Annotated in this window: 14 protein-coding genes; 9 read left to right on the forward strand and 5 right to left on the reverse strand. The window is 68.9% G+C overall.

The genetic code is table 11. The features are described 5' to 3' along the window. Positions 1-28: 28 nt before the first annotated feature. The 7 genes from ABNF93_RS24405 to ABNF93_RS24435 all read left to right on the forward strand — a co-directional run bounded on the left by ABNF93_RS24405 (position 29) and on the right by ABNF93_RS24435 (position 5,989). Positions 29-1,060 carry a methyltransferase gene (locus ABNF93_RS24405; protein ID WP_349330494.1) on the forward strand — a complete coding sequence of 344 codons (1,032 nt, stop codon included), beginning with the start codon at positions 29-31 and terminating at the stop codon, positions 1,058-1,060. Next, positions 1,060-2,442 (forward strand): phosphotransferase, encoded by a 1,383-nt coding sequence (locus ABNF93_RS24410; RefSeq protein ID WP_349330495.1) that lies wholly within the window; start codon positions 1,060-1,062, stop codon positions 2,440-2,442. Before ABNF93_RS24405 ends, ABNF93_RS24410 begins: the two co-directional genes overlap by 1 nt. 229 nt (positions 2,443-2,671) lie before the next feature. Next, positions 2,672-3,031 carry a DUF2089 domain-containing protein gene (locus ABNF93_RS24415; protein ID WP_349330496.1) on the forward strand — a complete coding sequence of 120 codons (360 nt, stop codon included), beginning with the start codon at positions 2,672-2,674 and terminating at the stop codon, positions 3,029-3,031. Then, positions 3,028-3,288 (forward strand): hypothetical protein, encoded by a 261-nt coding sequence (locus tag ABNF93_RS24420; protein ID WP_349330497.1) that lies wholly within the window; start codon positions 3,028-3,030, stop codon positions 3,286-3,288. Before ABNF93_RS24415 ends, ABNF93_RS24420 begins: the two co-directional genes overlap by 4 nt. A gap of 82 nt (positions 3,289-3,370) precedes the next feature. Beyond that, positions 3,371-3,799, forward strand: a complete 429-nt coding sequence (locus ABNF93_RS24425) for an SHOCT-like domain-containing protein (RefSeq protein ID WP_349330498.1) — start codon at positions 3,371-3,373, stop codon at positions 3,797-3,799. Between the two features lie 158 nt (positions 3,800-3,957). Beyond that, positions 3,958-4,695: a UMP kinase gene (gene pyrH / locus ABNF93_RS24430; RefSeq protein ID WP_349330499.1), complete on the forward strand. Its 738-nt coding sequence runs from the start codon at positions 3,958-3,960 to the stop codon at positions 4,693-4,695. 370 nt (positions 4,696-5,065) lie between these two features. Further along, positions 5,066-5,989 carry a DUF3152 domain-containing protein gene (locus ABNF93_RS24435; RefSeq protein ID WP_349330500.1) on the forward strand — a complete coding sequence of 308 codons (924 nt, stop codon included), beginning with the start codon at positions 5,066-5,068 and terminating at the stop codon, positions 5,987-5,989. Between the two features lie 63 nt (positions 5,990-6,052). On the opposite strand, the gene add is transcribed toward ABNF93_RS24435, so the two are convergent. Continuing rightward, entirely contained in the window at positions 6,053-7,102 is a 1,050-nt protein-coding gene (gene add, locus ABNF93_RS24440) for an adenosine deaminase (RefSeq protein WP_349330501.1), read from the reverse strand. 45 nt (positions 7,103-7,147) lie between these two features. Then, entirely contained in the window at positions 7,148-7,939 is a 792-nt protein-coding gene (locus ABNF93_RS24445; protein ID WP_349330502.1) for an arsenate reductase/protein-tyrosine-phosphatase family protein, read from the reverse strand. A gap of 61 nt (positions 7,940-8,000) precedes the next feature. On the opposite strand from ABNF93_RS24445, the gene ABNF93_RS24450 reads away from it, so the two are divergent. Then, positions 8,001-8,384: a VOC family protein gene (locus ABNF93_RS24450; protein ID WP_349330503.1), complete on the forward strand. Its 384-nt coding sequence runs from the start codon at positions 8,001-8,003 to the stop codon at positions 8,382-8,384. After that, entirely contained in the window at positions 8,384-9,613 is a 1,230-nt protein-coding gene (locus ABNF93_RS24455) for an APC family permease (RefSeq protein WP_349330504.1), read from the forward strand. The genes ABNF93_RS24450 and ABNF93_RS24455 overlap by 1 nt, the downstream gene beginning before the upstream one ends. A 93-nt stretch (positions 9,614-9,706) precedes the next feature. Here the strand turns inward: ABNF93_RS24455 and ABNF93_RS24460 are convergent, their stop codons facing one another. The 3 genes from ABNF93_RS24460 to ABNF93_RS24470 are packed head-to-tail and all read right to left on the reverse strand — an operon-like array spanning position 9,707 to position 13,400. Then, the gene (locus ABNF93_RS24460) at positions 9,707-10,729 is read right to left on the reverse strand and encodes a LacI family DNA-binding transcriptional regulator (protein WP_349330505.1); all 1,023 of its coding nucleotides are present in this window, start codon (positions 10,727-10,729) and stop codon (positions 9,707-9,709) included. Continuing rightward, complete coding sequence (locus ABNF93_RS24465) at positions 10,726-11,664, reverse strand: ROK family protein (RefSeq protein ID WP_349330506.1); 939 nt, start codon at positions 11,662-11,664, stop codon at positions 10,726-10,728. Before ABNF93_RS24465 ends, ABNF93_RS24460 begins: the two co-directional genes overlap by 4 nt. Further along, positions 11,661-13,400, reverse strand: coding sequence for a class I mannose-6-phosphate isomerase (locus ABNF93_RS24470; protein WP_349330507.1), 1,740 nt, complete (start codon positions 13,398-13,400; stop codon positions 11,661-11,663). The genes ABNF93_RS24465 and ABNF93_RS24470 overlap by 4 nt, the downstream gene beginning before the upstream one ends. Between the last annotated feature and the right edge of the window lie 290 nt (positions 13,401-13,690).

Below are 13,690 nucleotides of genomic sequence, written 5' to 3' on the forward strand. Positions count from 1 at the left end.
GCGGCCTGCGTACGCGAGGATCTTCGGGATGAAGCTGGTGGTCACCTTCCTGCCTGGGCTGGCTTCCTTCGTACGTTCGGAGTTGGGGGAGCTCGGCGACGTGACCCGGGTGCGTGAGGCGGACGGGCGCTCTGAGATCTCCTTCACCTACGGCGGATCGCCGCGACGGCTGTTCGGTCTGCGGACGGTCCTGGCCGCGTACCTCGTGCTCTGCTTTCCGGTCCCGCGGCCGCGGTCGCTGCTGAGTTCGGAGTACCTTCCGGCGATCGCCGATGCCGTCGCGCGGGTCCGGTCACTGAATCGGTCGCTGCCCCCGCGCGGCATCCGGATCGGTGCCGCCGGCGCCGACTCGGCGGTGTTCGCAAGGATCGCGCGCGAGCTGGAGTCGCTGACCGGACTGCCGCGCGACCAGGACGAGGGAAACTGCCATCTGAGGTTCCGTCCGTCGCGGGCGAGGGGCGGATGGGAGGTTCTGGTCCGCCTCAGCACCCGGCCACTTTCGCTGCGTGAGTGGCGCACGGCGCCTTACCCCGGTGGCCTGAACGCGACGATCGCGGCGGCGATGGTGCGGTGGACGCGGCCGGATCCGCGGGACCGTTTCCTCAACCTGATGTGCGGATCCGGGACCCTGCTTGTCGAGAGGTTGCTGGTGGCTCCGGTGCGACGCGCTGTTGGCGTCGACCACAGCGATGAGGCGATCGCCGCGTCTGTCGAGAACCTGCGTTCTGCCGGCCTGGCGGGCCGCGCGGAACTGATCTCCAGCGACATTCGGGTCGGTGAATCCCTTGACGGTGTCGGGACCTTCGACCTGCTGGTCGCCGACCCGCCCTGGGGCGACAAGCATGGATCGCATCGGGAGAATCGCGAACTCTACAACGCGTTGCTGCGTCGCTCTGCGGAGCGAGCGACAGAGCGGGCGACGATGATCGTGGCGACGCAGGAGTTGCGGCTGATGGACGCACTCGTGTCGGCGAGCCCGGACTGGCGTGGTGACGAACGCATCCAGGTGTTCGCCAAAGGCCACCGTCCGTGCCTCTATCTGCTGAGGCGCACCCCCTGATGATGTCGGGCCGCGAGTGGGCTGATCGCTTCGTTGCGGGGCTGCACGAGGTGGTCGTGCTCGGGCACGGCGGTGCCGCCCTTGGTCGGTGCTACGCGCCGTCGGTGGAGTTCGGTGCGTACGTGCCAGGGGAGGTCGTTCACGCCCATTCGCGCGACGGGGCGCTTGCCGTCCTCGAACGCTGGCACGGGCAGCCGGGGGAGCTGCTGCACAGGTCGTCCCGCGTCTTCTCCGACCAGGCGGGCTCGGTCGTCGGCGTGGTGGCGGACCTGGAGTGGCGCGTTCCCTCCGCTGCGGATCAGCGCGCTCAGCGGACCGTGCATCGACGTACGCACTATCTCCATGTGGGCGAGGAGGGCGTCCATCGCCACCTGGTGGTCTCGGACCATCCGCGGTCTGAGCAGCGGCGTCCCGAGGGCGAGCCCGGCCCGGTGTTGCGTGGGTTGTATGGGTCAGCCGCCAAACGCGACGCTGCCGAGCCGGGCGCCAGCGGAACGCCGATCGAGCGAGTGGAGACCTCGGGCGGGGAGACCTTCTTCGTCAAGTGGTGCGTACCTGGTCAGGACTGGCAGGGCCGACTGACCGGGGACACCGGCCGCGAGGCAGCGCTGTGGACACAGGGGTGGCTCGATCGACTACCGGACGGCCTCTCGCATCCGATCGTTGCCGCCGAACCATTCGGGGCCTACATGTGGGTCACCATCTCGCGTGACCTGACGCCGTACCTGCTGCGCGGTCGCCGCCTTTCGCTGGCGGAGATGCGCGGCTATGTCTCTGCCCTCGATGCGATGTACGCCGCGTTCAAGGGCAGCGGAGTTCCCGACTGCCTTGCCAGCCTCGAGCAGCGGTGGGGGCTCCTGTGGCCGTCGGCGGTGGAGCGGGAATGCAACCAACCCGACCAGTTCGTCAAGGAAGTCGCCCGAGGATGGGATCTGTTGGACCAGGTGGTCCCCTCCGATGTCGTCGACGTCGTCCGCGGAATCGTCGCCGATCCGGTTCGTGTCACCGGTGGGCTGGAGCCCGCATTCCTGCACGGGGACGCGATTCCCGCGAACGCCGCGATTGTCGGGTCGGAGCTGGTGTTGTTCGACTGGAGTCTGGCCACGGCCGGCCCGCCCGAGGCCGAAGCGGCATGGCTTGCCAACTTCGCGCAGTTCTATGCATTCGGTATCGACGAACTCCTTGGGTTGTGGCGTTCCCTTCGGGATGGCCGGCACGACGAGCGGGCGCTCGGGCTGTGCCTTCTCGGTCAGGCGTCCGGTCTGGTACCGGCGCTGACCTGTTCGGCGGTCGACTTCCCTGATCCGGTTCACCGCCGATTTTCCCGGGGCAAGCTCGACTGGTGGTGTGAAACGGTCCGCCGCTACGCCCACCTGCTCTGACGGTGTGCGCGCTGCAGTGTCGTGTCCTGCGGACGGTCGTCGATGTGGTCGTGGTGTCGGACAGTCATCGAGCGGAGTGCCGCCACCGATGCCCGGTTCCTGGTCCGGCCATGTCGGATATTGACCACATCAAAGCCTTGAGATTAGAAAAATTAAGATCTAGAGTGCCCATAACTTAAAAAATCTGAGATCACGATTAACCCGACTCATCGGCGGAGGCGAGGCGAGAGTGGACTGGCAGGATCTGACCAACCTGACGCGCGGCCAGGCGTTCGTGGTCGAGCGGGTACGCCTGGCGAGCGGAGTCGCGATCGAGGGCGAGTTCGAGTTGCCACAGCTCGCCGCGCTGGGCGCCGAGGACCAGGTGTTCGTCACCGCGTTCGTCCGGTGCCACGGCTCGATCAAGGAGATGGAGCGGATCTTCGGGGTCAGCTACCCGACGATCAAGTCCCGGCTGAACCGGATCGCCAGCGGTCTTGACTTCGTTGACACCGACCCGGCTCCGTCCAAAGCCGACGTCCTCGACCGGCTGCGGCGTGGCGAGATCAGCGCACAGGACGCGGTGGAAGAGCTGGAGGCGTCCCGATGATGCCGCAGCTGGTGACCGTGAGATTCCGCCGCCGACAGGGCGGTTGGGTGCGGTTCTGGGTACCGATCCTGCCCGTGGCCCTGGTGTTCTCGCCGGTGCTGCTCCTCGCCGCCGTGGCGGGGACCGTCGCCTGCCTGGTCTACCGGATCAGCCCGACTCGGGCGTTCGGCGTCGGCTGGCGGCTGCTGTATGCCCTCGGCGGAACTCGGATCGAGATCGAGCAGGCCCGTATGGGACTGCTCCTCCACTTCAGATAGCCCACTGACGACACCTCACGCCGTTGACCCTCACCACATCAAGACAGCCCCACCCATACCAAAACGCGGAGGAAAGGCGACCATGAACGACCGCAAGCAGATTCTGCAGATGCTGGCCGAAGGGCAGATCACCGCGGACGAGGCCGAGCAGCTGATCGCCGCGCTGGAGCGGGACCGGCCCGTCCAGCGATCAACGGCAGTGGAGCCGGGCGCGAAACGTCGGCCGAAGTTCCTGCGGGTCCTGGTGGAGAACACGCCGGACCACGGCAACGGACCCGGCCGGGTCAACGTGCGCATCCCGCTGCAACTACTGCGGGCAGGGGTCCAGCTCACCACCCTGATTCCGCCGCAGGCACTCGGTCAGGTCAACGAGGAGATGCACAACTCAGGGATGCCGATCGACCTGAGCCGGCTGAAGCCGGAACACATCGAAGACCTGATCGAGCAGCTCGACGAGGTGACGGTCGACGTGGACCAGCCCGATGCCAAGGTCCGGGTGTTCTGCGAATAGCACCGCGCCCCGGCCGAACCTCTGCACCACCTCAGTTCCATGATCTGTGGCGTAGCGGGCCACGAGAACGCTCCTGTGACGTGGCCGGCGCCGGTCAGTGGCGGCGGCCACGCTGGGCAGTAGAGTGCGGCGGGCTATTCACGTCGACGGGAGCATGCATGCCGCGATACCAACGCGTCCTCATCAAGCTCAGCGGTCAGGCCGTTGCCGGGCCCCATCAGTCTGGCTTCGACGCGGGCGCACTCGACCACCTTGCCCGCGAGGTCCTGCAGGCGCGCGACATCGGTATCCAGGTCGGGATCGTCGTCGGCGGCGGCAACGTCTTCCGCGGAAGCTCGGCTGAGGAGTGGGGTATCGACCGCGTGGAGGCGGACAATATCGGCATGCTCGCCACAGTGATCAACGCGATCCTGTTGCGCGGCAAGCTGACGGCCCTGGGCGAGCACGACATTCGTGTCATGACGGCGATTCCGATCAGCTCGGTCGCCGAACCGTTCATCAGACTTCGGGCGATGACCCACCTCGACAAGGGCAAGATCGTCATCATCGCCGGGGGGATCGGTCAGCCGTTCGTCACCACCGACTACCCCGCGGTGCAGCGGGCAGCCGAGATCGGCGCGGAGGCGATCCTGGTGGCGAAGCACGGGGCGGACGGTGTCTTCGACAGTGACCCGGCGGGGAACCCCTCGGCGCGGCGCTACCGGTCCATCACCTATGACGACGTGCTTCGGCAGGGGTTGCGCGTGATGGACCAGGCCGCGTTCATCCTGGCCCGGGACCAGAAGCTGCCGCTGCATGTGTTCGACATCGACCGCACGGGCGTGATGGCGGGAATCTGCCGCGGCGAAGCGCACGGCACCCACATCGCCAGCGACGTCTCCACCAGCTGGTCCTGAGGTGCCGAATCGCGGTCGTTGCCGAGGTCACGGGTCGCAGGTGGCGGAAGGTCCTCAGACGGCCGCCGCGGTTCGGTCGTACGTATGCGGATCGAACACGGTCGCACAGCAAGCCGGGTAGCCGAGGTCGAGCACGGGGTAGGGGACTGTCGATGGGGCCTGCGATCGGATCGAGAACCCGGTTCGGATCGACAGGGCCGGCTCACGGCGTATGACCATGCGGCGGACGCAGCACGACCTTGCCCTGCATCGGATCACTCGCGGCTGAGCCGGTCGGCTTCCAGGAGGCCGGCGCGACAGGCGAGAGCGTCGCCAGACCTCCAGGGGTGGCCCCGGTGAGTGGATCAACCAGGGGAGGGACTCGCCGACGATGACCGCCCGCAGGAAGGTACGTCACACAGGTACGCACGGGACTCCACGGCGCAAGGTCTGGATCGCCACCGCCGCTCTTCTTTCGACAGTTGTCATCGGGTTCGCGCTCGCCGACTGGTTCGGGTTCGCCGTACCTTCAGGCCAGGTCGTCGCTCCGAACGCCGACCTTTCCGACCGGCCCACCGCCCAGTTGGCCCAGAGGGGTACGAACGACCAGAAGGCAACGGAGAACGGGGCGAACCCGCGCGCCAAGGACCGAGGTCCGTTCCCGGTGGAGGCCACCGGCAGCGCCACGCCATCGGCGACCGCGACACCGCAGCACCCACAGACGACGAGGCCGAGGCCGCCGGTCAGGATTGTCGAGAAGGGCTCGGGTAACTTCGCCGTCGCCCTGGGACGTTCCGGACGCAACGGCATCGGCAAGCTGATCCGCTACCAGGTCGATGTCGAGCGGGACCTGCCGTTTCCTCCGGTCAAGGTCGGTCAGGCGGTACACGACACGTTGAGTGATCACCGTGGCTGGGCATACGGCGGCTGGGCGTCATTCGAGCGGGTCGACAGTGGACCGGTCGATCTGCACATCCTGCTCGCGACACCGATGACGGCTGATCGGTTGTGCAGGGAGGCCGAAAGTGACGACCACCTGACCTGTCGCGTGAAGGATCGCATCGTGATCGATGCGCGAGCATGGGCAGCCCCGGCCGAGACGTTCGGCGCGGATCTCGACAACTTCCACGACTACGTCCTCAACCACGCGATCGGTCACCTGCTTGGCAAAAGTCATGGGGCATGCGCGGGCGGCGGAGTGCCCGCGCCGGTGATGATGCCGCAGAGCGAGGCCATCGGCGAGTGCCGACCCAATGCGTGGCCCCTGGCGTCAGAACTCGAGCGGCCCGCGAGCACCGCACCGGTCGAGGAGTAAATCCTCGCTGTTGCACAGGATGGCGGAAAGCTCAGCGGCAGGGATGTTCGAGGGGCCAGTGATTCAGCGAGCTGGCCCCTGAAAGCGCTCCGGTCGGCGCCAGTCGTCCAGGCGGGTGCGCAGATCGCGCTTGACCTCCGGTGGTGCCGCTGACCCTTCGATACTGTGGCCCGCCAGGGTGGCGAGCTGGTCGTCGGACAGGCCGAGCAGGTCACGACAGATGGCGTACTGCCCGGCCAGTCCGACCCCGAACAGCAGGGGATCGTCGCTGCCGAGCGCCACCGGCACGTCGGCGGCGAGCAACCGCTGGACCGGCACCTCGTCGAGTGCGTGGACGCCGAACGGCGGGTACGACGTGGGGCAGACCTCCAGCGTCACGCGCCGTTCGGCCAACAAGGCGAGGGTCTCGGGGTCGCCCACCGCGGACGTGCCGTGGCCGATCCGCGCCGCGTCGAGCAGGTGGACGCAGTCGCGGACATGAGGAGCGGCGGTGTAGAAGCCCGAGTGCGGGCTGGCGAGGAGCCCCGCGTCCGCGACCAGGCGGAAGGCGGGTACGAAAGCGGCCACCTCACCGTGCCGCTCGTCGTTGGACAGTCCGAACGCCACCACACCCGCATCGGCGTACGCAGCTGCCAACCGGGCAAGGCGTTCGGCATGGTCGGGTGATCTGGCCCAGCTCGACGCCACCATGACTCCTACCGGGATCGGCGCCGAGGCGGCTGCGGTGAGCACCGCTTCGAGGGCCGCGCGGACCCCTCCCATCGTCTCCGCGTAGGACGTCGGGTCGACCTGGAGCTCCAGCCAGCCGCACCCGTCCGCGGCGTCGTCGGCGGCGGCCTCGGCGACCACGCGACCGATGTCGTCGGGAGTACGGATCACCGCCCGCGCGGCGTCGTACAGCTGCTGGAACTCCGCCCAGTCCTTGACGCCGCGCCCGTCGTGCGCCGGTGCCGGGACGCCGTAGCGGGCGGCGAGCTCCCGCAGTGTCGCCGGTCGCATCGCTCCGGCCAGGTGCAGGTGCAGGTGTGCCTTCGGCAGCGAGGTGAGGTCGCGACCGGCTCCATCTGGTCGATGTACTGGCGCTCGATGCGCCCGAGCCGACGTGTCCCCCACGCCGAACAGTCTCTCATCGCGTGGGGCGAGGAACGGACCGCACGTTCAGAGGCGTCGGGTCGGCTGGCCACGTGGCTGTTGCTGGAGTACGGGAATCAGGAAGCGGATGCGGGTGTCGAGCTCGGCCGCCGTCCGGCGAAAGGCCGGGTATCCCGTACCGCCGGGGTCGGAAGCCGTTGCGGCGTTGGGATCGGGAATACTCCAGTGCACGAACCTGGGATGGTAGGCAAAGTCGGGGCACACCTCCCGTGCCCGGTCGCACAGGCTGATCACGTAGTCGAACCGTTCACTGGTGAAGGCGTCCACGTGCCGTGGCCGATGGTCGGACAGGTCGACGTCGTACTCCCGTAACGCGCGTACGGCATGGGGGCTCAGGGGCTTGGGATGGCTGCCGGCGCTCGTGGTCTCGACCTTGCCGTGCGTCCGGTGGCGAAGGAGCGCCGCGGCCATCGGGGACCGGGCCGTGTTTCCGGTGCAGAGGAACAACACCCTGACCCGGCGGCTTGACGCGCGCCGCGGTGGGGCGGGAGAAGGAGCGTGGGCGAGCCCTGGGTGCAGGGCCGCGCCGGTCCCTGCGAGGAGCTCGGCGCACCTGGCCAGGTCGAGGTGGTAGTAGATGTCGCGACCGTCGGCGCTGCTGCGGCGCGTGGTGACCAGCCCGGCGGAACGCAGCTTGCCCAGATGGTAGGAGACGAGGTTCTGCGGCTCGTCGATCTCGGTCACGAGCTCTCGAACCCGCCGATCACTCTGTGCCAGCTCCCGCAGGAGCCGCCACCTCAGCTCGTGGCCGGCCAGTTGGACGAACGGCGGCGGCGCCACATCCGGGTCAGACACCATGGACCGATGATACATCAATGTGGTTTGATAGAAGCTCTCTGTCGCGAATGGGAGAAGGGTCATGACTGAGACCGCCACCGTGCGCTACATCGTCCATGACGTCTCGGCCGCCGTCGACTTCTACGTGAACAAGCTCGGGTTCACCGTCCAGGCCCATCCGGCACCCGGCTTCGCGATTCTCGCGCACGGTGCTCTGCGGCTGGCCCTGTCCCAACCGGGCGGGGAGGGCGGCGGTGGCCAGGCCATGCCCGACGGGCGCGTACCGGAACCCGGCGGCTGGAACCGCATCACCGTCCAGGTCCCAGATCTCGAAGCCGAGGTCGAGCGCCTCACCGCTGCCGGCACGTCGTTCCGCAACACCATCGTCACCGGGCGCGGAGGCAAGCAGATTCTCCTCGACGATCCCTCTGGCAATCCGGTCGAGATCTTCGAGTCCTTCCGCTGATGACGCAGCTGCGGCGACGGCTCGGCGTCGGCGACGCCGTGGTGATCGGTCTCGGGTCGATGATCGGCGCCGGCATCTTCGCCGCGCTCGCACCGGCGGCCCATGCGGCGGGTTCCGGGTTGCTGGTCGGCCTGGCAGTCGCCGCGGTGGTCGCGTACTGCAACGCCACGTCATCGGCGCGCCTGGCCGCGCGCTATCCGGCCTCCGGTGGTACGTACGTCTATGGTCGCGAACGGCTCGGCGACTTCTGGGGTTACCTCGCCGGCTGGAGTTTCGTGGTCGGCAAGACGGCCTCGTGTGCGGCGATGGCGCTGACCGTCGGGCTGTACGCATGGCCGTCGCAGGCGCACGCGGTCGCGGTCGCGGTGGTGGTGGCGTTGACGGCCGTGAACTACGTCGGCGTGGAGAAGTCCGCCTGGCTGGCAAGGGCGATCGTCGCCGTGGTCCTCGCCGTACTCGCCGCCGTCGTCGTTTCCTGCTTCACTTCCGGCGCGGCCGAACCGGCGCGGTTGGACGTCGGAGCGGACGCTTCGGTCGGCGGCGTGTTGCAGGCGGCGGGCCTGCTGTTCTTCGCATTCGCGGGATACGCGCGCATCGCCACCCTGGGGGAAGAGGTCCGCGATCCTGAACGCACGATTCCCCGGGCGATCCCGCTCGCGCTCGGCATCACGTTGGTGGTCTATGCGGCGGTCGCCGTCGGCGTGTTGAGCGTGCTGGGAAGTAGAGGCCTGGGCGAGGCGGTGGCACCGCTGGCCGACGCGGTACGTGCGGCCGGCCTTCCGGAGTTGGCCCCCGTGGTGCGGGTAGGTGCCGGGGTGGCGGCTCTGGGGTCACTGCTCGCCCTGCTGCTGGGCGTGTCGCGGACGACGCTGGCGATGGCACGCGACCGGCACCTGCCACCTGCGCTGGCCGCGGTCCATCCTCGGTTCAGGGTTCCGCACCGTGCGGAGCTGGTCGTGGGCGCGGTCGTTGCGGTCCTGGCGGCGACGGTGGACGTGCGGGCCGCCATCGGGTTCTCGTCGTTCGGCGTCCTTGTCTACTACGCGATCGCCAACGCCAGCGCGTGGACTCTGGGGCCCGACGAGGGCCGGCCGCCGCGCCCCATCCCTGTGCTCGGCGCGATCGGCTGCGTGGTCCTCGCGTTCGCGCTGCCACTGTCGTCGGTGATCACAGGGGCGGCGGTACTGGTCGTCGGCGTCGCGGTCTACGCCCTGCGCCGTGCTGTGTGATCACGCGTCACGAGTTCCTGCTCCGCGGCCGAGAAGCCGGCGATGGTGACGCATGAACCATGCAGGGAGGCTTCGACCCCACCGAGCTGGACCTCAGCGGGTCGCGTTGCCGTAGCGGACGACGGTGGTGGGGACGACGATCCGCCGCGGCTGGACCTCAGGTTCGGTGTCCGTACGGCTCATGCGTTCCATCAACAACTCCGCCGCCCGCCGGCCGAGCTCGCGCGGGTCGTACGCCACGATCAGTGGCACGCCCAAAACGTCGGCAAGCTCGAAGTCGTCGAAGCCTGCCAGTTCGACGTCAACGCCGAGTCGGGTGGCCGCGCGATACGCGCCGAGCGTGTTGCGGCTGTTGGCGCAGAACAACGCGGTCGGCGGGCGCCGCAGGCGGAGCAGCTCGCGGGCCGCGTCCTCGGCGGCCGGGATGGTGCGCTGCTGCAGCCGGACGTACCGCTCGTCGAGGCCGACGCCCGCCTCCTCGAGTGCGACGCAGAAACCCCGGAACCGTTCCGAGCTGGTCCACACCGACGGCGGCAGGCCGAGGAAGCCGACCCGGGTGTGGCCGGCTGCCAGCAGACCGGCGGTCGCTTCGCGGGCGCCGCCGAAGTCGTCGACGAGTACGCAGTCCAACGCGAGGTTGGTGGGTGGACGCGCGCCGAGGACGACGGGGACCGATCCGGGCGTCTGCGGGTCGAGGTGGGAGTGGTCACTGCCCGCGGGGACGACGATCATGCCGTCGACCCGGCGCGCGGTGAGCTCCTCGACCAGCCGGCGTTCGCGCCCGACGTCCTCGTCGGTGTTGGTGAGGACGACCTTGAGGCCGTTCTGTCCCGCGACCGACTCCACCCCGAGGGCGAGCTGTGAATAGAAGGGGTTGGCGAGGTTGGTGACGACGAGCCCGATGAGGCCGCTGGTGTGTCCCAGCCGCAGGTTGCGGGCCACTTCGTTGCGGCGATAGCCGAGCGCATCCACGGAGGCGAGGACGCGTTCCCTCGTCTGCCCGGACACGCGTGGGTCGTCGTGCAGCACCCGGGACACGGTCATCGGGCTGACCGACGCGTGGTCGGCCACATCGCGCATCGTCGGCGCCCGTCGCGGGGTCGGTGCGTCGGTCACGGTCGCCGGCCCTGCCGGATCGTGTGGATTCCCGCCCCGATGAGGGTGGCGTCGTCGCCGTGCCGGGCATGGACGACCGCGGGACCGTACGTTCCACCCAGGCCAGTACGCAGCGGTCGGGCGATCAGATCCCACGACCCGGCCATCGAGCCACCCACCACCACCACGGTGGCGCCGAACCGGTTGACCCACGGCCGTAGCGCCTCGCCCAGAGCGCGGAACGTCCCGCTCAGCACCGTTTCCGCAAGGATGTCGCCGTCCCGGGCCCGTTGTGCCACGTCGTGGACATCCAACCGCGGGTCGTCGCGTCTGGTCATGGCTGAGTATCTCGCCAGAACGGCTCGCCGCGAGACGGTCTCCTCCAGCGGCTGGCCATTGAAGGTGAGCAGGTCGGCACGACCCTCGGGTGGTACGGCAGGCCCTTCCTCGATGATCCGCCCACGGTCGAGAAAGGCCGACCCGACGCCGGTGCCGAGGGTGAGGGCGAGCGCCCTGTCATGCCCAGCCGCCGCGCCCGACACCCATTCCCCGACGGCGAACGCGTTGGCGTCGTTGAGGAAATGGACCTCCGCCGGCGCCGGTCTCACAGCGTCGAGAAACGCCTGGCGAAGGTCGACACCTTTCAGCGCATCGAACTTCCCCACGCCTTCGTACAATCCGATGCCGCCCTCGTAGTCGAACGGTCCCGGCAAGGCGACACCCCAGGCCGCGTCCGGTGGTGCGGCGACGTCGTTGGCGCATCGCACGAGGCGCTGCACGATATCGGTCGCGGAGGCCGATGCGTCGAGCGGGCGACGGTGGCGGCGCTGACGCGCGCTGTCAAGGACAGCTTGCGCGGCCGGGTCGAAGAGCGCGGCCGTCACATGCGTACCGCCGATGTCCATCACGGGAACCAGAGTGCGGACGGGCACGCGGAGGGAGGCGGGGACGGTCATGACGTCACGAGCGACTTGACGATCCGGGCCCGGTCAGGGCCGAGGGCGCGGACGAGATAGGGACCCACCGAGGCGGGGACGACCATCGTCTCCGCGTAGGCGAGGTCGTGGCGGTGCCCGCTCCCGGTTTCGACCGCGACGCCGTTTCCCTCGACGACGTTGAGCACATGGAAGCGTCCGTCGGTGTCGTCCTGGGCGGCTCTGCCCGCCTCGACGACCAGGCGGCGTACCTCGAAGAACATCTCCGGCGACGACCCGAGCAGCTCCTCGTGCCAGCCGGTTCCGGAGCGAAGGACCCGCGGCTGCTGCACCAGCTGCTCGCGGACCGCCGGACCCCTCCGCCGGCGGTCCAGGTTCGCGAACGCATGTCGCACGTGCACAGGTCGCTGGCGCTCCTTCTCGTCGCGCCGCAACCAGTCGTAGAACCGCAGGCTGTAGAGGTACGGCGTCGCGCTGACCTCGAGGACGACGTTCCCCTCGCCGCTGCCGTGCGGGGTGCCGGCGGGGATCAGGAACAGCTGGTGTGGAGTCGCCGGAAACGTCTGGACGTACTCCTCGATGTCGAACGGCACGCCGTGGTCGTCGGCGGTCCGCGCCCGGTGGTGGAAGACCTCCAGATCCGTGCCGTCGTTCAGTCCGAGGAAGACCTGCCGGTCCTCACCGCCGAGGAGGATGTAGTAGGTCTCGTGCTGGGTGTAGGGCCAGCCGAAGACGCGTCGCATGTAGTCGGACTGGGGATGGCAGTGGACCGAGAGGTTGCCGCCGCCCACGGTGTCGAGGTAGTCGAACCTGATCGGGAACGACGTGCCGAACTGTGCGTGGACCCGCTCGCCCAGGATCTCGACCGGACGCTGGCTGACGACGAGCTGGAACGGCAGCTCGACCTGCGCGCCGGTCGCCTGGCCGATGAGTACTCCGCTCTCCGGCGCGATGAGCTCGTAGCCGAGTGCCGTGTTGCGGGCCTCCGGGTTGTGGCCGAGTTCCTGCTGCGCCCAGTGGCCGCCCCACGAGGAGGTGTTGAACGTCGGGCGGGTACGAAAGGGCCTCGTCGCGAGAGCGGCCGCCGTACGCCGAAGGGTTTCGCCGTCGAGGGAGCTCGGGTTGGCTGAGTCCCGGGTGTCGATCCACCGGTCGATCCGGCCGGCGATCGCGTCCCGGTGCCGGTCGAGAATCGGCCAGTCGATGTAGAAGAGCCGCTTCGTCGTGCCCGCGCCCGCGTCGTCGGTCTGGCCGAGGTTCCGGCCCGTCCCGTCGACGACGGCAGCCTCGGCGTGGCGCTTGGGCAGGTCGGCGTACCACAGGACGTCGTGGTGGACGAGTGCCGCGCCCGGCCCGAAGACGACGAGGGCACTACGCCCGGCCGTCGGATCGGCCGTCGGATCGGGCTCCGGCAGCTCCTCGAAGAGGTCGCCGAGTTCGTGCGTGGCGAGGGTGGCGAAGTCTGGATCCTCCGGGAGCGCGGCCGACTCCGTGGCGGCGACGATCTTCTCCCACGGTGCGAAGTGTGCCCGCAGGTCGAGCCACTCTGCGGAAGTGCCAGCGCCCGACAGCGCCTTGGTGATACCCGTGACGAGCGCTGACCAGTCGAGGATGGCCGGGCCGTCGATCGCCAGGACGAACGGCGCGGAGGGCAGCGTCGCGACCGCGTGGGGCCAGCCGCGCAGGACGGTGGCGCCGGGGGCGTCGCCGAGCGGCGGATAGGCCGGGTTGGCCTCGTACGCAACTGTCCCCGTCACCGCTTGTCCTCCTCGACTCCGATCCCGCCTGTGGTATCGACACCATGCCGGTAGCCGGGCCGCCCGCGCAAGGGTACCTGGCCGCCCCAGGTCGGGCAGATCAGCGAGGCGCCTGCTGTAAAAGGCCGATTCCGGTCGAAGTCGTGGCGCGACGTGCCGTGAGGCGGTGGCTGTCTTGTACGGTCATCGACCACACAGACATGTTATCGATACCTCACCTTCGAGGCCGGCGCCCGTTGCGGTCGACCCCAGCCCCCGTACCGCTCCACTCTCGAACCCTTCACCGGCGA

The organism is Actinopolymorpha sp. B9G3 (genome assembly GCF_040120725.1).
Classification (GTDB): Bacteria; Actinomycetota; Actinomycetes; order Propionibacteriales; family Actinopolymorphaceae; genus Thermasporomyces.

What these genes read in the sequence shown, in the direction of transcription:
- ABNF93_RS24405 (WP_349330494.1), top strand. Translation starts at nt 29, where the DNA reads ATGAAGCTGGTGGTCACCTTCCTGCCTGGGCTGGCTTCCTTCGTACGT.
- ABNF93_RS24410 (WP_349330495.1), top strand. Translation starts at nt 1,060, where the DNA reads ATGATGTCGGGCCGCGAGTGGGCTGATCGCTTCGTTGCGGGGCTGCAC.
- ABNF93_RS24420 (WP_349330497.1), top strand. Translation starts at nt 3,028, where the DNA reads ATGATGCCGCAGCTGGTGACCGTGAGATTCCGCCGCCGACAGGGCGGT.
- ABNF93_RS24425 (WP_349330498.1), top strand. Translation starts at nt 3,371, where the DNA reads ATGAACGACCGCAAGCAGATTCTGCAGATGCTGGCCGAAGGGCAGATC.
- pyrH (WP_349330499.1), top strand. Translation starts at nt 3,958, where the DNA reads ATGCCGCGATACCAACGCGTCCTCATCAAGCTCAGCGGTCAGGCCGTT.
- ABNF93_RS24435 (WP_349330500.1), top strand. Translation starts at nt 5,066, where the DNA reads ATGACCGCCCGCAGGAAGGTACGTCACACAGGTACGCACGGGACTCCA.
- ABNF93_RS24445 (WP_349330502.1), bottom strand. Translation starts at nt 7,939, where the DNA reads ATGGTGTCTGACCCGGATGTGGCGCCGCCGCCGTTCGTCCAACTGGCC.
- ABNF93_RS24450 (WP_349330503.1), top strand. Translation starts at nt 8,001, where the DNA reads ATGACTGAGACCGCCACCGTGCGCTACATCGTCCATGACGTCTCGGCC.
- ABNF93_RS24455 (WP_349330504.1), top strand. Translation starts at nt 8,384, where the DNA reads ATGACGCAGCTGCGGCGACGGCTCGGCGTCGGCGACGCCGTGGTGATC.
- ABNF93_RS24465 (WP_349330506.1), bottom strand. Translation starts at nt 11,664, where the DNA reads ATGACCGTCCCCGCCTCCCTCCGCGTGCCCGTCCGCACTCTGGTTCCC.